Origin of the sequence: Ochrobactrum teleogrylli (genome assembly GCF_037482325.1) — a bacterium.
In the GTDB taxonomy this organism is placed as follows: Bacteria; Pseudomonadota; Alphaproteobacteria; order Rhizobiales; family Rhizobiaceae; genus Brucella; species Brucella teleogrylli.
Window position 1 is genome coordinate 3,118,462 of sequence record NZ_JBBHKQ010000001.1, and the last position, 20,820, is coordinate 3,139,281.

The following is a 20,820-nucleotide window of genomic DNA, read 5'->3' on the forward strand; positions in this document are numbered from 1 at the left end:
AGATCGACGGAATGGTTTTCGAACTCTGGATCATGTGCGGGATCATCCTGCTTTGTGTCATCCTGTCCGCCTTTTTCTCCGGTTCCGAAACGGCGCTGACGGCTGCGTCCCGCGCGCGGATGCATTCGCTGGAAAACCAGGGCGACGAGCGTGCCGAGGTCGTGCAGCAATTGATCAGCCGGCGCGACCGGCTGATCGGCGCGCTGCTGATTGGCAATAATCTCGCAAATATCCTCGCATCCTCGATTGCCACCAGCATTTTCCTGACCTTCTTCGGTGACGCCGGTGTGGCCTATGCCACTATCGCCATGACGATCATTCTGGTGATCTTCGCGGAAGTGCTGCCAAAATCCTGGGCCATTTCCGCGCCCGACCGCTTTTCGCTGGCGGTGGCGCGCAGCGTATCCTTTGTGGTGACGGTCATCGGCCCGGTTTCATCGGTGGTGAACTGGATCGTGCGCGTCATCTTGCGGCTGTTCGGCATCAATCTGGCGGCAGGGCGTTCGATGCTCTCAGCGTCCGAGGAGATACGCGGCGCCGTCGCTGTGCTGCATCGTGACGGTTCGGTGATCAAGGAAGATCGCGACCAGCTGGGCGGTCTTCTCGATCTCAAGGAGCTGGAAGTCAGCGACATCATGGTGCATCGCACCGCGATGGGAACGATCAATGCCGACGCCCCCGCCGAGCAGATCGTCGGTGATATTCTGGCAAGCCCGCACACGCGCATGCCGGTCTGGCGCAACGATATCGACAATATTGTCGGCATCATTCACACCAAGGATCTGGTACGGGCGCTCTATGATGTCGATAATGATTTTACCCGCATCGACATCATGAAAGTGGCGAGCAAGCCGTGGTTCGTGCCGGATACCACGACCTTGCAGGATCAGCTGAATGCGTTTTTGCGCCGCAAGGCGCATATCGCCATCGTCGTGGACGAATATGGCGATGTGCAGGGTCTGGTGACGCTGGAAGATATTCTGGAGGAAATTGTCGGCGATATTGCCGATGAGCACGATATCGACATGCAGGGCGTGCGGCTGCAACCGGACGGTTCGGTCATTGTCGACGGATCACTGCCGATTCGCGATCTGAACCGCGCGCTCGACTGGTCGCTGCCCGACGAGGAAGCGACGACGATTGCAGGGCTGGTCATTCATGAAACCCAGTCAATCCCGGAAGTGAAACAGGCTTTCACCTTTCACGGCAAGCGGTTCTCCGTGTTGAAAAAGGAGAAGAACCGCCTGACGCGTCTGCGTATCGTAACGCTGGATGCCGATGGAAAGCCGGTCGTGGCTGTTGGCGTTCTGCCGCAGCGTACTTAAATAGGCAGGATTACCGGCGCGTCGGTTCGCCGGGGGCAGAAGGTTCAAGCGCCAGCGCATGAACACCGTTGTTCAGCTCGTCCTTGAGGGCTTCGTTGATGGCGCGATGGCGCTGAACGCGACTCAGGCCCGTGAAGGCATCGGAGACGATCCGGACGCGAAAATGCGTCTCGCCGGAGCCGTCAAAAGCCGAGTGGTGGTCGCTGTCGTGATGATGATGGCCAGCGTGAAGGTGGCTTTCGTTAATGATTTCAAGTCGTTCTGGCGCAAAAGCTGCCGTCAGCTTCGCTTCCATCACGTCTTGTTTGCTATTGTGAATGGACATTTGGGCTCGTTCTCCCCATATACACGCTGTGCTTCATATAGACTCAAGCCCCGACGGCCCAAGGTGGGGCAAATCCGCACAGGAACCAGATCCGCTTCAAAATTTCGCCCAGTTGAAATGGCCAAAAGCCCAACCGGACGAAATGTCAATTCTTGTTTAGCAACCCCTTAATCCGCATAATTGATTCGATGACCACGAACTCCAAACTTTTCGACAGTATCCGCATCCGCCCGAAAAAGACGCAGCAGGCCAAGTCCAGCGGCCCTTGCTGCCAGTGGGACGGTTGTGACAAGCCCGGCACGCATCGCGCGCCGGTCGGACGCATGCGCGAAGGGGAATATTTCCACTTCTGCATAGACCACGTGCGGGAATATAATAAGAATTTCAACTATTTCTCCGGTCTTGCCGATGGAGATATCGCCAAATTCCAGAAGGATGCGGTCACTGGCCATCGTCCGACCTGGTCCACGACGGCGAATTCGACGGCCAAGGCGCGCACTTCCCCCGACATGGCCAAGATGCGTTCCGGCTCGGCTTCCTATCACAATCGCATTCGCGATCCATTCAATTTCGTGAAGGAAGCAAAAGGGCAGGAGCCGGGGGCAACAGCTAAGCGCAAGCCGCGCACGCTGGAAATCAAAGCGCTCGCTACACTCGGACTTGAACCGAATTCGACTAGCGATAAAATCAAGGCGCGCTATAAAGAGCTGGTAAAACAGCACCATCCCGATGCGAATGGTGGTGACCGCGGTTCTGAAGAGAGATTCCGCGATGTCATTCAGGCTTATCAATTGCTCAAGCAGGCAGGTTTTTGCTAGAGCATGATGGATTGGCCAGTCTTGAACTGGCCGGTTTTTGATTGATCAAGCCGAGCTGTGGCTCAAGCCGCATTTATGCGATGCCAGATGTTTTCATCTGGCTGCAAAATGCTTTGACGGACATTCTCCTGCCGTGCTGGAAGGCGCGGATTCAAGCATGGATGCCCGCAACGAACGACGGAAGGGGCATACCACCGGCTTGCCGGTCATCATGCCCCGGATGATACTTGGATGTCGCGGCCGGACAGTCCTGCCGCCCTGGAGGCATGATGAACAAGGTTGAGCGGGATATAGCCAATTTGCCGGATACGACGGTTTCGGTGCGCGATGTGTTCGGTATAGATTCCGACATGAAAGTACCGGCCTATGCGGCGGGCGACTCCTATGTGCCGGAGCGTGATCCGGATTATCTTTTCGACCGTCAGACGACGCTCGCGATCCTGGCCGGTTTTGCCTATAACCGCCGCGTGATGGTCTCCGGCTATCACGGCACGGGTAAATCGACCCATATCGAGCAGGTTGCGGCGCGCCTGAACTGGCCTTGTGTCCGCGTCAATCTCGACAGCCATGTCAGCCGTATCGATCTCGTCGGCAAGGACGCCATCGTCGTCAAGGACGGCGTGCAGGTCACCGAATTCAAGGATGGCATCCTCCCCTGGGCCTACCAGCACAATGTCGCGCTGGTTTTCGACGAATATGATGCCGGTCGCCCGGACGTGATGTTCGTAATCCAGCGCGTGCTGGAAACCTCCGGTCGCCTGACCTTGCTCGACCAAAGCCGCGTTATTCATCCGCACCCGGCTTTCCGCCTGTTCGCGACCGCCAACACGGTCGGTCTCGGCGATACGACTGGTCTTTATCACGGCACGCAGCAGATCAATCAGGCGCAGATGGACCGCTGGTCCATCGTGACGACGCTGAATTATCTGCCGCATGACAATGAAGTGGCAATCGTTCTGGCCAAGGCCAAGCATTTCCAGAATGCGGAAGGCCGCGAGATCGTCAACAAGATGGTTCGCGTCGCCGACATGACCCGTCAGGCTTTCATCAATGGCGATCTTTCAACCGTGATGAGCCCGCGTACCGTCATTACCTGGGCAGAAAACGCGGCGATCTTCGGCAATGATATCGGCTTTGCCTTCCGCCTGACCTTCCTCAACAAGTGCGATGAACTGGAACGCGCGACGGTGGCTGAGTTCTATCAGCGCGCCTTCGGTGCGGAACTGCCGGAATCGGCAGCCAATATCGTTCTGGCCTGATGCTGTCTCCCGAAGCGGAAACCGTTTCGGGGCAGACAAGCATGAGCAAAATTGACGATGCCTGTCGCCGCCATGGCGGCAGGGCCTTGATTTGATGGGAAGCAGGATAGGCATATGTCAGGCCAGATGTCAGGAATGGGCGACAATTCGCGCGAGCGCAAGCCGGGGCCAGTGGACTCCGAGCCGTTCAAGCGCGCGATCACCGCTTGCATGCGCGCTATTTCCGGCGAGAACGAGCTGGAAGTGGCGTTCAGCAATGATCGCCCCGCTCTGACGGCCAACCGCGCCCGACTGCCCGATCTTCCGAAGCGCCCGACCGCGCACGACATTGCCGTGACCCGTGGCCTTGGCGACTCGATGGCGCTGCGTCAGGCGCGCCACAATCCCCGCATTCATGCGCAGCTCGCGCCGGAAGGCAAACAGGCCCGCGCCATTTATGATGCTGTCGAGCAGGCCCGTGTCGAGGCCATCGGCGCGCGTGCCATGGCAGGCGTTGCCGATAATCTGGCGACCATGCTGGCCGACAAATATGCCAAGGCGAATTTCTCCGCGGTTACGGACAAGGAAGACGCCCCGCTTGAAGAAGCGGTGTCGCTCTTGTTGCGCGAAAAGCTGACCGGACGGGCCGCACCTGCGGAAGCGGGCGACGTGCTGGAGCTGTGGCGCGACTGGATCGAGCAGAAGGCTGGCGGCGATCTGGCGCGTCTTGGTGAAAATCTCGACGATCAGCAGGCTTTTGCGCGCACGGTGCGCGATATGCTCGCTTCCATGGACATGGCTGAAGAGCTGTCGCAGGAAGAGCCGAGCGACGATCAGGAACAGAACGAAGAACAGACGCCGGATTCTGACGAGAACGAAGAAGGCGGCGATGAGAGCCAGGAAGGTTCCGATTCCGCTGAAAGCGAAGAGTCGGATAGTTCCAGCGAAGAAGGCGAGCAGGGCGAGATGGATGCCGCCGATGCATCCGCCGACGATATGGACGACAGCGAGGATATCGACGCGGAAACGCCGGGCGATACGCGCCGTCCCAATCAGCCTTTCGCCAATTTCGCCGAGCAGATCGACTACAAGGTTTTCACGCGCGAATTCGACGAAGAGGTCGAGGCGACCGATCTGTGCGATGAGGCCGAGCTGGACCGTCTGCGCGGGTTTCTCGACAAACAGCTGGCCAATCTGCAAGGTGTGGTGGGCCGTCTCGCCAATCGCCTCCAGCGCCGTTTGATGGCGCAGCAGAGCCGCTCCTGGGATTTCGATCTGGAAGAGGGCTATCTCGACTCGGCGCGCCTCGTGCGTATCGTGGTCGATCCGACCCAGCCGCTGTCCTACAAGATGGAGCGCGATACGGATTTCCGCGACACAGTGGTGACGCTGGTGCTTGACAATTCCGGCTCCATGCGCGGTCGCCCGATCACGGTTGCGGCTACCTGCGCCGATATTCTGGCCCGCACGCTGGAGCGTTGCGGCGTGAAGGTGGAAATTCTTGGTTTTACGACCAAGGCCTGGAAGGGCGGCCAGTCGCGCGAGGCCTGGCTGTCGCGTGGCAAGCCTGCCAATCCGGGTCGCCTCAACGATCTGCGCCACATCGTCTATAAGAGCGCTGACGCGCCATGGCGGCGCGCACGGCGCAATCTGGGCCTGATGATGCGCGAAGGGCTTCTCAAGGAGAATATCGACGGTGAAGCGCTGATATGGGCGCATCAGCGCCTGTTGGGCCGTCCCGAGCAGCGCAAGATCCTGATGATGATTTCGGATGGTGCGCCGGTGGACGATTCCACCCTGTCGGTCAATCCGGGCAATTATCTGGAACGGCATCTGCGCGCGGTGATCGAAGAGATCGAAACGCGCTCGCCGGTCGAGTTGATCGCCATCGGTATCGGCCACGACGTGACGCGCTATTACCGTCGCGCGGTGACGATTGTCGATGCGGAAGAGCTGGCAGGCGCAATGACCGAGCAGCTTGCATCCCTGTTCGAAGAGCAGGGCGCGGCATCCGCCGGAAAAGGCAAACGCCGGGCTGGCGGAAGAAGATAAAAAAGGGGGCTTTAAAGCCCCTTTTTTTCTCGCCTTATTCTGCGGTCGCGCGACCGGCTGCATAAAGCGTTGGGGCGAATATGGCGAGGATTGCGCCATAGGGAATCAGCATCAGCGTTCCCATGATGACCTTCACGAAGAAATCACCGAAGGCGAGCGACGCCCAGAGCGGGACGCCCAGGCCGAGGAACGAGGCTGGTTCCGTCAGTGACGAATCAGGCATGCCGGTCAGCCTGTCGATCCATGCAAAACCCGCCGCAAAAGCGATCGAGAAGAACAGGATCGTGTCCAGCACCGAGCCGAACATGGCGGCTGCGAAGGGTGCTTTCCACCAGGTCTTGCGGCGCAGGCGGTCGAAAACGGTAATGTCCATCAGCTGGGCCAGCAGAAAGGCGGTCCCTGATGCGATGGCGATGCGGGGCGTGGCCAGCCAGATCGACATGACGACGCCGAGCACAAAACCGGCATAGACCACTTTGCGCGCCGCGGCGGGGCCGAAGCGGCGATTCGTCAGATCATTGACCAGAAATGCGACCGGATAGGTAAAGGCGCCATAGGTTAGCACTTCGCCGAGGCCGAAATGCTGGAAAGGATACTGGACCAGAATATTCGACGCGGCAACCGCCACGCACATAGCCAGTACAGCCGGCAAAAGCCGGGATAATGCAGGATTCTCAATAGGCATTTTTTTATCCTGGGTGATGGAACCAGCAAAAAAGGCCGACAAACTGTCAGCCTTTTTTGTCAAATCTTCAAGACTGCGTCTTCTGTCCGAAGCATAATCCTTTTTAGAAAAGCCCACAAACCATGCGGGTTTTCAGGATTATTGCTTAGGCAGCAACAGCTTCAGCCTGCTTCTTAGCGATCTGGCGCTTCAGAAGACGAGCGCGCTGCGACAGTTCCTTGTCGTCAGACTTGACGAGGAAAGCGTCGAGGCCGCCGCGATGTTCAACCGAACGCAGGGCGTTGGCAGAAACGCGCAGACGATAGCTCTGGCCGAGTGCTTCAGAGATCAGCGTAACATTGCAGAGGTTCGGCAGAAAGCGGCGACGCGTCTTGTTGTTCGCGTGGCTGACATTGTTGCCGTACTGGACCGACTTGCCGGTCAATTCACAAGCGCGGGACATTTTGGTCTCACCTTCAATTTTGTTTCCGGCCCTTTTCGTTTTCTTCGAAAAGCGAAAAGGTCCCTCGTTCCGTTTCCTCGCAATCCTTGAGCAAACTGCTTCGCATTTTTGCTGGAATTGCTCAGGCCCCGACCAGAATGTCCGAATTCAAGCATTCAAAGCAATTTAATGCTGCTGGCGCGCGGTTTCGGACAGGCGGCCTATTGGGAAAGTCGCGTTTCTATAGTGACAGGAGCGCTTGCAGTCAAGTGAGATTCCGCCGCGATGCCGTCACAGCGCGGTTTTACAGCATTCGCATCGTCTTCACGAAACGCTGCGATCATAACTTCGCCGGTTTTGCTTGGCTTACACAGATACTGTATCGAAGAATCTCTCGCAACTTTTTGACAGCTCAATGTGGTTGAAAACCATAGGTCCTCTTTCCGGGCCGGGACGCAGAAAGGAACGCCGAATATGATCGAGCCGCCATTCTTATCGAAACCCGTAGCGAACCGGCTGAAAGAGCTTGTTCTCTTGTCATGTGCAGGTTTCGCGCTGACCACGGGAGTAGCACAGGCGAACGATCTCTACAGAACCGAATATGCGATTTCGATTTTCGGCCTTTCCATTGCACGCGCGGCAACCGAAACGACGGTCAGCGGCTCCAGATATGATCTGAACGGCAATTTCAAAACGTCCGGCCTTGCGCGCGTTTTCGATGATACCAAAGGTACGGTGACCGTGACTGGCAATGCGGTCAACGGGCGGGTTGTTCCGAGCGGTTTCGATCTCAATTACAAGCACGGGCGGAAGAACAAGCGCACGACGATACGTTTTGCCAATGGCAATGTGGTGGCTTCGGAAAACCAGCCGCCGGTGAAGAAGCGCGATCCATGGGTGGAGACAGTGCCGCAGGATCTGCTCAATGTCAGTGATCCGCTGAGCGCCCTGATGATCCCTGCCACCGATCCGCGTTCAGTCTGCAATCGCACGCTGAGCGTGTTTGACGGGCAGACGCGCGCCGACATCAAGCTTTCCTTCAACGGCACCGAATCGTTCACTGCTGACGGCTTTACGGGCGAGTCGGTGATCTGCTCGGCCAAGTTCATACCGATTTCCGGCTATCAGAAGGGCAAGAAGTCGATCGACTATCTGAGCAATAAAAGCCGGATCAGCGTGTCCTTCGCTTCGCTGGGCGATTCGGGCATTTATGCGCCGGTCGTCGCGCGGATAGGCACCCAGATCGGCACGCTGAAAATTACCGCCACGCGCTTCGAGAAGGTGAATTAAAACAACACCGCGCAATCAGTGCGCGGGGTGCAGGCATTCGTCGTGATTGCCCAGAATTTCGATCACCCGGCATTGGTCGATACGGCCATGGGCGGTGCATTCCAGCATGCGTTGCAGTTCCGTCTTCAGAGAGAGAAGCTTGGTGATGCGGTGTTCGATCTCAACAAGCCGGGCGCGGGCGATGGCATCGGCCATGGCGCATGACTGATCGGGATTATCCTGCAATTCGAGCAATGTGCGGATGGAATCCACCTCGAAACCCAGATCGCGCGCGTGGCGGATGAACAAAAGCCGCTGAACATCGCTCTTGTCATACAGGCGGCGATTTCCCTCAGTGCGCGGCGGCACCGGCAGCAAACCAATCTGCTCATAATAGCGGATGGTCGGCACTTTGACGCCGCTGGCTTTGGAGGCCTCACCAATGGGAAGATTGTTTGTCATTTTTCTCTTGCTCCTCTAGTCACTAGAGGATGTAGACCCTGTTCAGGACAATTCAAGAGTGCTCTGAAAGGGCAGGTCATGAATAAGGCAATAAACCAGATTCGTTTTCGCGTGGACGGCATGGATTGCGCGTCCTGCGCGACCAAGATTGATACTGCTGTCCGCCGCGTGCCGGGCGTGGAGGATGTCTCCGTTTCGGTCACTGCGGGCACGATGACCGTGCTGCACGACGGCAGCAGCAAACCCGAAAATATAGAAAAGAAAGTGCGCAGCCTCGGCTATCGCACAGAACGGCTGGTCGCCGAAAAGCGCGCCGATGCGCCCAAGCCTGACGCGCATGCGCACGACCCTGATCACGGAAGTTGCGCTGGTCACGACCATGATCATGACCACGGCGATGACCATTCCGGGCACACTCACGATCACGACCATGATCATTCGGGGCATGACCACGATCATGAGGATGAACCGGCAGCCATACCGGCATCGGCCAACAGCTTCCGTTTCCAGGTGTCGGGCATGGATTGCGCGTCCTGCGCCGCGAAGATCGACACGGCGGTGCGCCGCGTTGCAGGCGTCAGCGATGTGTCGGTTTCCGTGACCAACGGAACCATGACTGTCAATCATGATGGCTCTGCAAACAGTGACGAGATTGCCGGAAAGGTGACGGGGCTTGGTTATAAAACCGCCCTCGCCACACCGCCATCCGCAGTGGCGCCCAAGGCCAGCGCACCGTCCAAGCCCCTGTCATGGTGGCGGACGGACAAAGGCCGCACGATGCTCATCAGCGGCGGCGGCCTGGTGGTGGCCTATGTGATCGGTCATCTTTATCCGCCGATCTCGCTCTGGGCCTTTACAGCGGCGATGCTGATCGGTCTCGTGCCGATTGCGAGACGCGCTTATATGGCTGCGATCAACGGCACGCCGTTCTCCATCGAAATGCTGATGACGATTGCCGCCATTGGCGCGGTGTTCATTGGCGCGACAGAGGAAGCGGCGGCAGTCGTGTTCCTTTTCCTCGTCGGCGAATTGCTGGAAGGTGTTGCGGCGGGCAAGGCCCGGGCCAGCATCCAATCGCTGACCGCCCTTGTGCCGAAGACGGCCTTTCTGGAACGCAATGGCGCGACCACGGAAGTTGCTGCCGACAGCCTTGGCGTGGGCGATGTCATTTCCGTGCGCCCGGGCGACCGTATGCCAGCAGATGGTGAAATCCTGTCCGGTGAAAGCGCTATCGATGAAGCGCCAGTCACCGGCGAAAGCACGCCGGTCGGCAAGACCGCAGGCGACACTGTCTTTGCCGGAACGATCAATGGCGATGGTCTGCTGCGTGTGAAGGTGACGGCTGCCGCACAGGACAACACCATCGCGCGCGTCGTGCGGCTGGTGGAGGAAGCGCAGGAGGCCAAGGCTCCGACCGAGCGTTTCATCAATCGCTTCTCGACCTGGTACACGCCCGGCGTGGTGGTCGTTGCCGCACTCGTGGCCATTCTCCCGCCGCTGGTCGCGGGGGGCGCATGGGACGAGTGGATCTATAAGGGCCTTGCAATCCTGCTGATCGGCTGCCCTTGCGCGCTGGTCATTTCCACGCCGGCTGCAATCGCTGCGGCCCTGTCGTCGGGCGCCCGGCGTGGCCTTCTCATGAAGGGCGGTGCCGTGCTTGAAATCATCGGCAAGATCACGACCGCCTGTTTCGACAAGACGGGCACGCTGACCGAGGGCAAGCCGAAGGTTACGGACGTGCTTGCCGGTGCTCTGCCGGAGGATGAGGTGCTGCGCCTTGCTGCATCGCTTGATGCGGGTTCAAGCCATCCGCTGGCGCTGGCCATCGTGTCGGCGGCGGAAGAGCGCGGGCTGAAGCTTTCTGCGGTCGCGAAAGGCAAAGCCCATGGTGGCAAGGGCGTGTCCGGTACTGCGGACGGCACCGAACTGTTCCTCGGGTCTCGCAAGGCGGCAAACGATGTGTCGGCTATCCCCGAGGCACTGGCTACCCGGATCGCTGCCTGCAACGATGAAGGCAAGACGGTTTCGGTGCTGGTCGCCGGTGGCAGGATTGCTGGTGCAATCGCTATGCGTGACGAACCGCGCGCAGACGCTGTTGCCGGGCTCAAGGCACTGAAAGATGCCGGTATCCGCACGGTGATGCTGACGGGCGATAACCGCCGCACGGCAGAAGCTATCGGGCGCGATCTCGGTATTGAAGTGCGCGCCGAACTGCTGCCCGAGGACAAGCAGCGCATTGTCGGCGAATTGCGGGGTGAGGGGCAGATCGTCGCCAAGGTCGGTGATGGTATCAACGATGCGCCAGCCCTTGCCGCCGCGGATGTCGGCATCGCCATGGGTGGGGGTACGGACGTGGCGCTTGAAACCGCGGACGCCGCCGTGCTGCATGGCCGGGTCGGCGATGTGGTGGCGATGGTCGATCTGTCGAAGCGCACCATGCGCAATATTCATCAGAATATCGCCATTTCGCTTGGGCTGAAGGCCGTCTTCCTCGTGACGACCGTGCTGGGCATTACCGGGCTGTGGCCCGCCATTCTGGCCGATACCGGCGCGACCGTGCTGGTGACGATGAATGCGCTGCGGCTGTTGAGGCAAAAAGCCTGACGGCCCCACCGGCCCCTCATCCCGAGGAGGTGCGCAGCACCGTCTCGAAGGGCGAGGGGGGAATAGCTCGGCGCCTGATCCTTCGATACGCCGTCTTCGACAGCTCCTCAGGATGAGGGGCGGAGGTGCTGGGTGAGAATGATGAGGCGCTGGGGGAGGGACGAGACTATTCCCCGATCAGTTCGCGGATGCGGTCGCCATATTGCTTGCCGAAGGCGACGTGTTCGGGATTGATCCCCTTCACCTCGTCGACGAGCTGGTCTTCTTCTTCCGCATCGACGGCGGCAAGGGCGCTCATCATGGCGAAATAGGCGAGCAGATAATCGCGCGGCGCGATGTTCTGCGCCTTCATCAGTTCCACGACCTGCGGGCGCGATTCGATGCTTTTCACCATGGAATCCATCGAAGGCCGGGCGTCCTGACCTTCTTCCGCGGTTGGGGAAAGCTGCATTCTCTCAAGCTCGGCATGGACCTTTTCCATGCGCGTCAGAAGATCTTCCGTCAGCTTGAAATTGTTGATTTCGGCTGGCGTTTCCGGCGGCGTGGCGATCGACAGGATGTCTTCCGCATAAGCCATTCCGGCAGAAGCAGGCAGGACAACAAGCGACAGGCCAATAAGAGCGGCGCGGTTCAGGCTTTTGAAGCGGGAAAGGGTCATCGTCGTCTTATCCTAAAAGCATAATCCCGAAAAGTTGCAGACTTTTCGGACAAGATTATGCGTGAAACAATTATATAGTGCAGTCGCCATAGGCGACGGCTCTAAAACAGGTCTTTACGCTTGCGGATCTCTGCAAACACGGCTTCGTCGGGCGCATCCTGCATGCCAAGGCGGGCACGAATGCGGCTGTCATGCCAGCGCAGGAACGGATTGGTGGCCATTTCGAGGCTGATGCTCGACGGCAAGGTCATCTTGTCGGCAGTGCGCAGTCGCCCGATCTCCAGCGCCCGTTCTTTCAGCGCGGAATTATCCGGGTCAATGGTCAGCGCAAAGCGCGCATTGCTTTCGGTATATTCGTGGCCGCAATAGACGGCTGTGTCGCCGGGCAGGGCGACGAGCTTTTGCAGCGAGCGGAACATTGTCGCTGGCGTTCCCTCGAAAAGCCGCCCGCAGCCAAGCGCAAACAGTGTATCGCCGGTGAAGACCACTTTGGCGTCGGGGATGTAATAGGAAATCTCGCCAGCCGTATGGCCGGGCGTGGATATGACCCTGACCTTGAAAAGCCCGAAGGTGAATTCTTCGCCGTCGTGGACCGTGCGGTCGATGCCGAGGATTTTGCTCTCTTCATCCTTGGGGCCGATGATGCTGAGGCCAAACTTCTTTTTCAGTGCGGCATTGCCTTCGACATGGTCGAGGTGATGATGCGTCGTGAAAATGAAATCAAGCGTCCAGCCGCGCCGTTCAAGCGCTGCTTCGATGGCATAGGCGTCGGGCGCATCGATGGCCGCCGTCAGCGCGCTGACAGGATCGTGGATCAACACGCCATAATTGTCGCTGCGGCAGATGAACTGTTCGATCTCAAGCTTGTGTGCGATTTCGACCATGCCGCGATTCCCTCAATTCCCGCTGTTCATATGACTATGATGCGGGCTTATTGTCCTCTGTCAATGAATGCTTCTGGATAAGCGGCATTTGTAAAAGCGTGAAGATGATGGTGATGGGCATGATGCCCCAGACCTTGAACGAAACCCACGCATCGGTGGAAAAATTGCGCCACACGACTTCATTGGCTACCGCCAGAAAGATGAAGAACAGGCCCCAGCGGAAGGTGAGCTTTTTCCAGCCCTCGGCATCGAGCCGGAAGGCCGAATCGAACACATAGCCCAGAAGCGACTTGCCGAAGAACAGGCCGCCCAGAAGGATCGCGCCGAACAGCGTGTTCACGATAGTCGGCTTCATCTTGATGAAGGTGTCGTTGTGCAGCCAGAGCGTCAGCGCGCCAAACACCAGAACCACAATGCCGGAAATGAGCGGCATGATGGGCAGGGTGCGCGTCATGGCCCATGAAATGGTGAGCGCGATCACCGTCGCGACCATGAACAGGGCGGTGGCCAGAAAGATCGGCTCGCCGATGGAAGCGAGCACGGGAAAACGTTCGATCAGCGTTTCGCCGCGCGCATTGGCGAAAAAGAATACCAGAAGCGGCCCCAGCTCCAGCACCAGTTTGAGCAGTGGTGGCACTTCCTTGCGCTCGGCTTCGCTCTTCTGCGACGGATCGCGTTCGAAGACGGGGTGCTCCATCAGGCAACTCCTGCAATGGCGCGGGCAAATTCATTGGCCGCAAATGGTTCGAGGTCATCGACGCCTTCGCCGACACCGATGAAATAGACCGGCAGCTTGTGCTTGGCCGAAATGGCGACAAGAATGCCGCCCCGCGCCGTGCCGTCAAGCTTGGTCATGACCAGCCCGTTCACACCGGCGATATTCTTGAAGATTTCCACCTGATTGAGCGCGTTCTGGCCTGTCGTGGCGTCGAGCGTCTGCAACACCGTATGCGGCGCTTCCGGGTCGTGCTTGCCGAGCACGCGCACGATCTTGGCCAGTTCGTCCATCAGTTCGGCCTTGTTCTGCAAGCGCCCGGCTGTATCGATGATTAGCACGTCGCTGCCCGCGTCCCGGGCTTTTTCCCAGGCGTCATAGGCGAGGCCCGCCGCATCAGCGCCCAACTTGGACGAGACGACCGGTGCGCCGGTGCGCTCGCCCCAGATATGCAGCTGTTCGATGGCTGCGGCGCGGAACGTATCACCGGCCGCCAGCATGACCTTCAGGCCACCTGCCGTCAGCTTTGCCGCGAGCTTGCCGATGGTCGTGGTCTTGCCGGTGCCGTTGACGCCGACCACCAGAATGACATGCGGCTTATGCGAAAGGTCGAGTTCCAGCGGCCTGGCGACGGGACCCAGCACTTTCTCGATTTCCGTGCTCATGATCGAGCGCACTTCATCGCTCGAAACATCTTTGCCGTAGCGTCCGGAGGCCAGCGCATCGGTGACGCGCATCGCGGTCTCAAGGCCAAGGTCGGCCTGGATCAGCACGTCTTCCAGATCCTGAAGCGTGTCTTCGTCCAGCTTGCGCTTGGTGAAAATGCCACCAATGGATTCGCTGAGCGACGAGGACGAACGCGACAGGCCGCGCCGCAAACGCTCGAACCACGACAGTTTCGGCTCGGCGATAGGGGCGGCAGGCGCTTCTTCCGCCTGTTCCTCGACGGCCTTCGAAACCTTGACCTTCTTCGGCTTGGCGGGCGCTGGCGCTGGTTCAGGCGCAGGAGCAATTTCCGCCACCGGCTCCGCTTCGACGGGAGCAGGTGTTTCGACAGGCTTCGGCTCTTCGGGCTTTTCCGGTTCAGGAGCCGGTTCTGGCTCGGCTTCGGGTTCCGGTTCGGCCTCAGGCTCAATAAACGGCGGTTCGATCACCGCCGGTTCCATCACCGGCGGCTGGTCGATTGGAATTTCGATTTCCGCGACCGGATGTTCCGGTTCGCGCTGTTCTTCGACAGTTTCATCGACCGCTGCAGGCTCTTGCGGCTTTTCAGGCTGCGCTTCGACAGGTTCGGCTACCGGCGCTTCAGGTTCTGGCGCCGGTTTGACTTCGGTTGCGGCCTCGGGCGCAGGTTGATCGACCGGCGTTTCCTCGACCTCCTTCTTGCCGAAGGAGAACATTCTCTTGATGAAACCGATAGCCATGGATTCCGATGCCTTAGTTTATGCAGCTGATGGTCAGGCGGCGCGGGTGAGAAGTTTCTCACCGTCGTGGCCCGTCACCACACGTTCGATGATTTCACCCGGTGCGCCATTATCAATGGATGCGAGCGTAAAGCCTTCCGTGCGGGCGATGCCTTCCTTCTCGATCAGCAGACGCTGGGTCGTGCCGGTGAGCGAGGCAAGATGTTTCTCATAAGCCCTGTCGCCCTCGGCACGCAGCCGGGCGGCGCGCTCCTTTACGATTTCGCGCCGCACCTGCGGCATGCGCGCGGCAGGCGTGCCTTCGCGTGCGCTATAGGGGAAGACGTGCAGATGGGTCAGCCCGCATTCCTCGACGATCTTCATCGAGTTCTGGAACATGTCCTCGGTTTCGGTCGGAAAGCCGGTGATGATGTCGGCACCGAACACGATATCTGGCCGTAACGAACGCACCGCTTCACAGAAGCGGATGGAATCGTCGCGCAGATGGCGGCGTTTCATCCGCTTCAGGATCATGTCGTCACCCGCCTGCAAGGACAGATGCAGATGTGGCATTAGCCGCTTTTCATTGGCAATGGCGTCCATCAGATCGTCATCTGCCTCGATGGAATCGATCGATGAGAGGCGAAGGCGCTGAAGGTCCGGCACCTGATTGAGAACAGTCTTGACCAGTTTGCCAAGACGCAGGCTTCCCGGCAAGTCGGGCCCGTAGGAGGTCATGTCCACGCCGGTCAGCACCACTTCGGCATAACCATTGCCGACAAGGCGCTTCACCTGTTCCACGACCGCACCCATCGGCACCGAGCGGGAATTGCCGCGGCCATAGGGGATGATGCAGAAGGTGCAGCGATGGTCGCAGCCATTCTGGACCTGCACGAAAGCGCGCGCCCGGCCTTCGATGGCATCGACCATGTGGCTTGCGGTTTCGCGCACTTCCATAATGTCGTTGACGCGCACCTTCTCGAACTGGTTCACGCCGAAATCGGGCAGCATCCGATAAGAGTTGGATTTCAGCTTTTCCTCATTGCCAAGCACGAGGTCCACTTCATCCATGGAGGCGAAATTGTCGGCTTCGGTCTGCGCCGCGCAGCCGGTCACGATGATGCGGGCTTCCGGATTTTCGCGCCGCGCCTTGCGGATAGCCTGACGGGCTTGACGCACGGCTTCCGATGTCACGGCGCAGGTGTTGAAGATGATTGCGCCATCCTTCAACTGTCCAAGACCGGCAGCGTCGGCTTCGCGCTTCATCACCTCGGATTCATAGGTGTTGAGACGGCATCCGAATGTTACGACTTCCACACTCATCAGGCAGCACCCTTATCCCCAGTCTTGTCGGTTGCCGGGCCGCTTTCAAGATCGCGGCTCCAGTCGCCGCTTGCCGGGTCGAATGTGCCGGAAAATTCCCATTCCGCCGGACCGGTCATCATGACGTGATCATCATCGCGCCATTCGATCTTGAGCGGGCCGCCCGGAACATTGACCGTGACGTTGCGGCCAGTGCGGCGCGTGCGTGCGCCGGAAACGGCGGCGGCGCAGGCGGCGGAACCGCAGGCGCGGGTCAGCCCCGCGCCACGTTCCCAGGTGCGCAGATCCATTGTTTCCGGCGACGTGACGCGGGCAATCGAGATATTGGCGCGTTCCGGGAAAATCGGATGGTTTTCCAGAAGCGGGCCGAACTTTTCCAATTCATAGGACCATACATCGCGGTCCACCCAGAAGATCGCATGCGGATTGCCCATGGAGGCGACCGAAGGCGAATGCAGCACGGGCGCATCGATGGGCCCGACCTGAAGCTCGATCATGCGCGTGTCGTGGAATGCTTCGGCAAGCGGGATTTGCTGCCATTCGAAATGCGGCTTGCCCATATCGACGGTGATCAGCCCGTCATCATGTTCCGTTGCGGTCAGAATTCCGGCGCGGGTTTCAAAGGTGAAGGCGCGCTTGCCGGTCTCGGCGGCCAGCGCCTGCACCACGCAGCGCGTGCCGTTGCCGCAAGCTTGCGCTTCCGTGCCGTCGCAATTGATAATGGAGATATAATTGTCGGTGCCCGGCGTGCGTGGATCATGAATGGCCATGATCTGGTCGAAGGCCGTTTCACGCGCACTGGCAAGATGAATGGCGGCGTCGGGCGTGATGCGGTCTGCGCGACCGCGCATATCGGCAACGATGATCTGATTGCCGAGCCCGTTCATCTTGGCGAAGGCTGCCCTGGTGGCCATGGTTTGTGTAGTTCCGTTCTGCCTGCGGTTGCATTGAAGCAGCCGACACGGTTCATTGAATGAGTTATCTGGCGTCTATATGGCGGAAAACCCGGCAAATTGCCAGTGCCAGCAATGAAGCTAACCTTGCTAGGGCTTATAGGGCTGATTGTGCCGTTCCGTTTCGATCTGCGCAGATACTAAACTGTGGCCTTCCTGTCCCAGTCACCAAATATATGAGCAATTTCAAACCCGGAATGGTCCCTCCTGCTCAAATTGCCGGGCGGCAGTGTTGATTTTTTAACCATATAGCCATTTTATCGCGGCAATATTGTCGTGATGTTTGGTTTCGCAAGAGCGTGGTTCGCGCCCTCTTTCCCCGAGACCTCGACCGAAATGGAGAACCTGATGGGAATTTCGAAAGCAAGTTTGCTGAGCCTGGCGGCGGCTGGCATCGTACTGGCCGGCTGCCAGAGCTCCCGGATGAACAATGATCTCGGCCCGGTTTCGCCGCCCCCTCCGCCAGCGCCCTTGCAGGCCGCGCCGCAGGGAGCCGTTCAGAAGGGCAATCTCAATTCACCGGATGCTTCGCAATTCCCGACCGCGCCCACGACCAATCCCAGCATGCAGCCGGGCAACACGCAGGTTGCAAGCCTGCCGCCCGCATCCGCGCCTGATCTGACGCCGGGCACGGTCGCAGGCGTCTGGAACGCTTCGCTTGGCGGCCAGAGCTGTAAGGTTGCTACGCCTCAGACCAAATATGGTCAGGGTTTCCGCGCAGGCCCGCTGCGCTGCCCGGGCGAACTGGCAAACCTCGCTTCCTGGGCCGTCAACGGCAAGCAGCTTGTGCTTTACGATGGATCGGGCGGCACGGTCGCTTCGCTCTATTCGTCCGGTCCAGGCCGTTTCGACGGCCAGACCACCGGCGGTCAGGCTCTGTCGCTTTCTCGCTGATATAAAGCCGAAACAATCGATCACGGCGGGGCGTCTCCGGACTGCTCCGCCGATGTTTAATTAGAGGTTCACGGAACCTGTCATGTCCTTTGATGGTAATCTGAAAGCGTTTCCCTCCGTCCGCGAGCATTATGATGCGATGGTAGCATCCGGCGATGTGGAGGCCGATCCCGCCCAGTTGCAACTCACCGACCGCTACGACCGGCTAATCGAGGAAATCTGCACCAAGCGGCTTTCCCGCAAATCCAGCGCGCTGGGCTGGCTGTTCGGCAAGCGCAAGCAGGCGCAGGAGATCGTCAAGGGGCTTTATGTCCATGGCGAGGTCGGGCGCGGCAAGACCATGCTGATGGATATGTTCTTCCAGCTTCTGCCCGTCGAACGCAAACGCCGTGCGCATTTCAACGATTTCATGGCCGATGTGCATGACCGTATCAATGCGCATCGTCAGGCTTTGAAGCGCGGAGAAACCAAGCAGGACGATCCGATCCCGCCGGTCGCCGATGCGCTGAGCGCACAGGCCTGGGTGCTGTGCTTCGACGAATTCACCGTCACAGACATTGCCGATGCGATGATCCTGTCGCGCCTCTTCAGCGCGCTTTTCGCGCGCGGGGTCGTGCTGATCGCCACGTCGAATGTCGCGCCGGACAATCTCTATCGCGACGGCCTCAACCGTCAGCTGTTCCTGCCCTTCGTCGATATTCTCAAGAAGCATGTCGATGTGATCAATCTCGATTCGCGCACCGACTACCGGCTGGAAAAGCTCGATTTGCAGCCGGTTTATCTCGCTCCGCTCGGCGGCGAGACGGCAAAGCGGATGGATGCCGCCTGGGCCGCGCAGAAGGACGGCATGGAAGAAAGGCCGGACGCGATCCGCATTAAGGGGCGTGACGTCGAGGTGCCGCGTGCCGTTCCGGGTGCTGCGCGTTTCAGTTTCGAGGAACTGTGCAGCCGTCCGCTCGGCGCTACGGACTATCTGGCCATTGTCGGTCGCTATTCGACCTTGTTCATCGACAATGTGCCGATGCTCGACCTGTCGCGACGCAATGAAGCCAAGCGTTTCATCCTGCTGGTGGACGTTCTTTACGATCACCACGCCCGCGTGTTCATCACGGCGGAAGCGCAGCCGGAGAAGCTCTACGTCGCAAAAAGCGGCACCGAAGCGTTCGAATTCGACCGCACCGCGTCGCGTCTTTTTGAAATGCAGAGCGCCGAATATCTGTCGCAGATACCGGAGAATGCCGGGTGAGACCTGTGCGTTTCGCGCATCGGTTTGGTGGAGAGTACGGCTCGCCGATTCTGCGGGCTCTCTCTGGCGAGCAATCTCCTGATCCTATCATCTGATTGCCACAGACTGGACTTATATCCTCAATCGGCTATCGTGCCCGCGCAAATTCAGCGCATTTGCCCCGGAACGCGCAGGCGATTTTAGAGGTGAGGGCGTGCAGGTTCAGATAGTTGGAGCAACCTTGGTGCACCCGGAAGGATGTATCTGCTCCAGCATTGTTGCACCGTGCATATGGATGCGGGCTGCGGCAATGACCGATCGGATTGGCGGCTTGCCTATCGCACCATCGGCATGGTGGTGGCGGGCGAGAAGGAGGGCAATTGCCATTATTTCGCCCAATTATCTTACGTTTACGTAAGAACATATAATTCTAACCGATTGAAAACATTGGTCGCAAAATAATGAGTTGTGTTTTTTTGCAAAGAGTCATATCGAACCCTCGCAGCGCTTAAGCGTTTCCGGGAGGACACCGGATGGCTTCATGCGTTTCTGGATCAAACTTGAGGAAAGAAACAATCATGGCACGCAACAAGATTGCCCTCATCGGCTCCGGTATGATTGGCGGCACGCTCGCTCATCTCGCCGGTCTGAAGGAACTGGGCGACGTCGTCCTTTTCGACATTGCGGAAGGTACTCCGCAGGGCAAGGGACTGGATATCGCCGAATCTTCTCCGGTTGACGGTTTTGATGCGAAGTTTACCGGCGCCAACGATTACGCAGCCATCGAAGGCGCGGACGTTGTCATCGTTACCGCCGGTGTGCCGCGCAAGCCTGGCATGAGCCGCGACGATCTTCTGGGCATCAACCTGAAGGTGATGGAACAGGTCGGCGCAGGCATCAAGAAATATGCGCCTGAAGCCTTCGTCATCTGCATCACCAACCCGCTCGACGCGATGGTCTGGGCTCTGCAGAAGTTCTCGGGCCTTCCGGCTCACAAGGTCGTCGGCATGGCTGGCGTTCTCGACAGCGCCCGCTTCCGTTATTTCCTCTCGGAAGAGTTCAACGTTTCGGTTGAAGATGTCACCGCATTCGTACTCGGCGGCCACGGCGACAGCATGGTTCCGCTGGCGCGCTACTCGACCGTTGCAGGCATCCCGTTGCCGGATCTGGTCAAGATGGGCTGGACCAGCCAGGAAAAGCTCGACAAGATCATCCAGCGCACCCGTGATGGCGGTGCGGAAATCGTCGGCCTGCTCAAGACCGGTTCGGCTTTCTACGCTCCGGCTTCTTCGGCCATTCAGATGGCTGAATCCTATCTCAAGGACAAGAAGCGCGTTCTGCCTGTCGCTGCCCAGCTGAGCGGTCAGTATGGCGTGAAGGACATGTATGTCGGCGTGCCGACCGTGATCGGCGCCAATGGCGTTGAACGCATCATCGAAATCGATCTCGACGGTCAGGAAAAGGCCGAGTTCGAAAAGTCGGTGGCTTCGGTTGCCGGTCTTTGCGAGGCTTGCATCGCTATCGCTCCGTCGCTCAAGTAATATCCAGACAAGGCCGGATGCCCTG

The 20,820-nt window shown here is 58.9% G+C and carries 20 protein-coding genes; 9 read left to right on the forward strand and 11 right to left on the reverse strand.

The window, feature by feature from the left end; genetic code table 11:
* The first annotated feature begins 11 nt into the window (after positions 1-11).
* Entirely contained in the window at positions 12-1,325 is a 1,314-nt protein-coding gene (locus WIX40_RS14570) for an HlyC/CorC family transporter (RefSeq protein ID WP_109369988.1), read from the forward strand.
* Positions 1,326-1,335: 10 nt separating this feature from the next.
* Here WIX40_RS14570 and WIX40_RS14575 read toward each other — a convergent pair whose 3' ends face one another.
* Positions 1,336-1,650 (reverse strand): BolA family protein, encoded by a 315-nt coding sequence (locus WIX40_RS14575; RefSeq protein ID WP_339440398.1) that lies wholly within the window; start codon positions 1,648-1,650, stop codon positions 1,336-1,338.
* Between the two features lie 188 nt (positions 1,651-1,838).
* Here WIX40_RS14575 and WIX40_RS14580 point away from each other — a divergent pair, with 188 nt between their 5' ends.
* The 3 genes from WIX40_RS14580 to cobT all read left to right on the forward strand — a co-directional run bounded on the left by WIX40_RS14580 (position 1,839) and on the right by cobT (position 5,758).
* Positions 1,839-2,468: a J domain-containing protein gene (locus WIX40_RS14580; RefSeq protein ID WP_109369986.1), complete on the forward strand. Its 630-nt coding sequence runs from the start codon at positions 1,839-1,841 to the stop codon at positions 2,466-2,468.
* A 269-nt stretch (positions 2,469-2,737) separates the two neighbouring features.
* Positions 2,738-3,727 (forward strand): cobaltochelatase subunit CobS, encoded by a 990-nt coding sequence (gene cobS, locus WIX40_RS14585; RefSeq protein WP_109369985.1) that lies wholly within the window; start codon positions 2,738-2,740, stop codon positions 3,725-3,727.
* 114 nt (positions 3,728-3,841) lie between these two features.
* Positions 3,842-5,758: a cobaltochelatase subunit CobT gene (cobT, locus tag WIX40_RS14590; RefSeq protein WP_339440402.1), complete on the forward strand. Its 1,917-nt coding sequence runs from the start codon at positions 3,842-3,844 to the stop codon at positions 5,756-5,758.
* A gap of 34 nt (positions 5,759-5,792) precedes the next feature.
* Here the strand turns inward: cobT and WIX40_RS14595 are convergent, their stop codons facing one another.
* Together WIX40_RS14595 and rpmB are read right to left on the reverse strand one after the other, a co-directional pair.
* Positions 5,793-6,443, reverse strand: a complete 651-nt coding sequence (locus WIX40_RS14595) for a queuosine precursor transporter (RefSeq protein WP_171317082.1) — start codon at positions 6,441-6,443, stop codon at positions 5,793-5,795.
* A 145-nt stretch (positions 6,444-6,588) separates the two neighbouring features.
* On the reverse strand, positions 6,589-6,885 hold the full coding sequence (gene rpmB, locus WIX40_RS14600) for a 50S ribosomal protein L28 (RefSeq protein WP_078337585.1): 297 nt from the start codon (positions 6,883-6,885) through the stop codon (positions 6,589-6,591).
* A 453-nt stretch (positions 6,886-7,338) separates the two neighbouring features.
* Between rpmB and WIX40_RS14605 the strand changes: the two genes are divergently transcribed.
* Entirely contained in the window at positions 7,339-8,154 is an 816-nt protein-coding gene (locus tag WIX40_RS14605; RefSeq protein ID WP_121536818.1) for a DUF3108 domain-containing protein, read from the forward strand.
* Positions 8,155-8,169: 15 nt separating this feature from the next.
* On the opposite strand, the gene WIX40_RS14610 is transcribed toward WIX40_RS14605, so the two are convergent.
* The gene (locus WIX40_RS14610; protein ID WP_109369982.1) at positions 8,170-8,595 is read right to left on the reverse strand and encodes a MerR family transcriptional regulator; all 426 of its coding nucleotides are present in this window, start codon (positions 8,593-8,595) and stop codon (positions 8,170-8,172) included.
* A 78-nt stretch (positions 8,596-8,673) separates the two neighbouring features.
* Here WIX40_RS14610 and WIX40_RS14615 point away from each other — a divergent pair, with 78 nt between their 5' ends.
* The gene (locus WIX40_RS14615; protein ID WP_339440407.1) at positions 8,674-11,199 is read left to right on the forward strand and encodes a heavy metal translocating P-type ATPase; all 2,526 of its coding nucleotides are present in this window, start codon (positions 8,674-8,676) and stop codon (positions 11,197-11,199) included.
* Positions 11,200-11,365: 166 nt separating this feature from the next.
* Here WIX40_RS14615 and WIX40_RS14620 read toward each other — a convergent pair whose 3' ends face one another.
* The 6 genes from WIX40_RS14620 to dapF all read right to left on the reverse strand — a co-directional run bounded on the left by WIX40_RS14620 (position 11,366) and on the right by dapF (position 17,096).
* Positions 11,366-11,857, reverse strand: a complete 492-nt coding sequence (locus tag WIX40_RS14620; protein ID WP_140026413.1) for a hypothetical protein — start codon at positions 11,855-11,857, stop codon at positions 11,366-11,368.
* A gap of 101 nt (positions 11,858-11,958) precedes the next feature.
* Complete coding sequence (gloB, locus tag WIX40_RS14625) at positions 11,959-12,741, reverse strand: hydroxyacylglutathione hydrolase (protein ID WP_339440409.1); 783 nt, start codon at positions 12,739-12,741, stop codon at positions 11,959-11,961.
* Between the two features lie 34 nt (positions 12,742-12,775).
* Positions 12,776-13,438, reverse strand: coding sequence for a septation protein A (locus WIX40_RS14630; protein WP_109369978.1), 663 nt, complete (start codon positions 13,436-13,438; stop codon positions 12,776-12,778).
* On the reverse strand, positions 13,438-14,880 hold the full coding sequence (gene ftsY, locus WIX40_RS14635; protein ID WP_140026415.1) for a signal recognition particle-docking protein FtsY: 1,443 nt from the start codon (positions 14,878-14,880) through the stop codon (positions 13,438-13,440). The genes WIX40_RS14630 and ftsY overlap by 1 nt, the downstream gene beginning before the upstream one ends.
* 33 nt (positions 14,881-14,913) lie before the next feature.
* Positions 14,914-16,182 carry a tRNA (N(6)-L-threonylcarbamoyladenosine(37)-C(2))-methylthiotransferase MtaB gene (mtaB, locus tag WIX40_RS14640; RefSeq protein WP_339440412.1) on the reverse strand — a complete coding sequence of 423 codons (1,269 nt, stop codon included), beginning with the start codon at positions 16,180-16,182 and terminating at the stop codon, positions 14,914-14,916.
* Positions 16,182-17,096, reverse strand: coding sequence for a diaminopimelate epimerase (gene dapF / locus WIX40_RS14645; RefSeq protein WP_339440413.1), 915 nt, complete (start codon positions 17,094-17,096; stop codon positions 16,182-16,184). Before dapF ends, mtaB begins: the two co-directional genes overlap by 1 nt.
* A gap of 387 nt (positions 17,097-17,483) precedes the next feature.
* Between dapF and WIX40_RS14650 the strand changes: the two genes are divergently transcribed.
* A complete protein-coding gene (locus WIX40_RS14650; protein ID WP_121536802.1) occupies positions 17,484-18,029 on the forward strand; it encodes a protease inhibitor Inh/omp19 family protein in 546 nt (181 codons plus the stop codon).
* Between the two features lie 82 nt (positions 18,030-18,111).
* Complete coding sequence (zapE, locus tag WIX40_RS14655; protein ID WP_109369973.1) at positions 18,112-19,275, forward strand: cell division protein ZapE; 1,164 nt, start codon at positions 18,112-18,114, stop codon at positions 19,273-19,275.
* Positions 19,276-19,476: 201 nt separating this feature from the next.
* Here zapE and WIX40_RS14660 read toward each other — a convergent pair whose 3' ends face one another.
* Positions 19,477-19,641 (reverse strand): hypothetical protein, encoded by a 165-nt coding sequence (locus tag WIX40_RS14660; RefSeq protein WP_167836047.1) that lies wholly within the window; start codon positions 19,639-19,641, stop codon positions 19,477-19,479.
* 191 nt (positions 19,642-19,832) lie between these two features.
* Here WIX40_RS14660 and mdh point away from each other — a divergent pair, with 191 nt between their 5' ends.
* On the forward strand, positions 19,833-20,795 hold the full coding sequence (mdh, locus tag WIX40_RS14665; protein WP_109369971.1) for a malate dehydrogenase: 963 nt from the start codon (positions 19,833-19,835) through the stop codon (positions 20,793-20,795).
* Positions 20,796-20,820 lie beyond the last annotated feature (25 nt).

Bases quoted from the DNA above. Each gene is read 5' to 3' on its own strand.
- WIX40_RS14610 (WP_109369982.1), bottom strand. From the start codon at position 8,595: ATGACAAACAATCTTCCCATTGGTGAGGCCTCCAAAGCCAGCGGCGTC.
- mdh (WP_109369971.1), top strand. From the start codon at position 19,833: ATGGCACGCAACAAGATTGCCCTCATCGGCTCCGGTATGATTGGCGGC.
- dapF (WP_339440413.1), bottom strand. From the start codon at position 17,096: ATGGCCACCAGGGCAGCCTTCGCCAAGATGAACGGGCTCGGCAATCAG.
- cobT (WP_339440402.1), top strand. From the start codon at position 3,842: ATGTCAGGCCAGATGTCAGGAATGGGCGACAATTCGCGCGAGCGCAAG.
- WIX40_RS14620 (WP_140026413.1), bottom strand. From the start codon at position 11,857: ATGACCCTTTCCCGCTTCAAAAGCCTGAACCGCGCCGCTCTTATTGGC.
- WIX40_RS14605 (WP_121536818.1), top strand. From the start codon at position 7,339: ATGATCGAGCCGCCATTCTTATCGAAACCCGTAGCGAACCGGCTGAAA.
- zapE (WP_109369973.1), top strand. From the start codon at position 18,112: ATGTCCTTTGATGGTAATCTGAAAGCGTTTCCCTCCGTCCGCGAGCAT.
- gloB (WP_339440409.1), bottom strand. From the start codon at position 12,741: ATGGTCGAAATCGCACACAAGCTTGAGATCGAACAGTTCATCTGCCGC.
- WIX40_RS14580 (WP_109369986.1), top strand. From the start codon at position 1,839: ATGACCACGAACTCCAAACTTTTCGACAGTATCCGCATCCGCCCGAAA.
- ftsY (WP_140026415.1), bottom strand. From the start codon at position 14,880: ATGGCTATCGGTTTCATCAAGAGAATGTTCTCCTTCGGCAAGAAGGAG.
- WIX40_RS14570 (WP_109369988.1), top strand. From the start codon at position 12: ATGGTTTTCGAACTCTGGATCATGTGCGGGATCATCCTGCTTTGTGTC.
- WIX40_RS14660 (WP_167836047.1), bottom strand. From the start codon at position 19,641: ATGGCAATTGCCCTCCTTCTCGCCCGCCACCACCATGCCGATGGTGCG.
- cobS (WP_109369985.1), top strand. From the start codon at position 2,738: ATGAACAAGGTTGAGCGGGATATAGCCAATTTGCCGGATACGACGGTT.
- rpmB (WP_078337585.1), bottom strand. From the start codon at position 6,885: ATGTCCCGCGCTTGTGAATTGACCGGCAAGTCGGTCCAGTACGGCAAC.
- WIX40_RS14630 (WP_109369978.1), bottom strand. From the start codon at position 13,438: ATGGAGCACCCCGTCTTCGAACGCGATCCGTCGCAGAAGAGCGAAGCC.
- WIX40_RS14615 (WP_339440407.1), top strand. From the start codon at position 8,674: ATGAATAAGGCAATAAACCAGATTCGTTTTCGCGTGGACGGCATGGAT.
- WIX40_RS14575 (WP_339440398.1), bottom strand. From the start codon at position 1,650: ATGTCCATTCACAATAGCAAACAAGACGTGATGGAAGCGAAGCTGACG.
- mtaB (WP_339440412.1), bottom strand. From the start codon at position 16,182: ATGAGTGTGGAAGTCGTAACATTCGGATGCCGTCTCAACACCTATGAA.
- WIX40_RS14595 (WP_171317082.1), bottom strand. From the start codon at position 6,443: ATGCCTATTGAGAATCCTGCATTATCCCGGCTTTTGCCGGCTGTACTG.
- WIX40_RS14650 (WP_121536802.1), top strand. From the start codon at position 17,484: ATGGGAATTTCGAAAGCAAGTTTGCTGAGCCTGGCGGCGGCTGGCATC.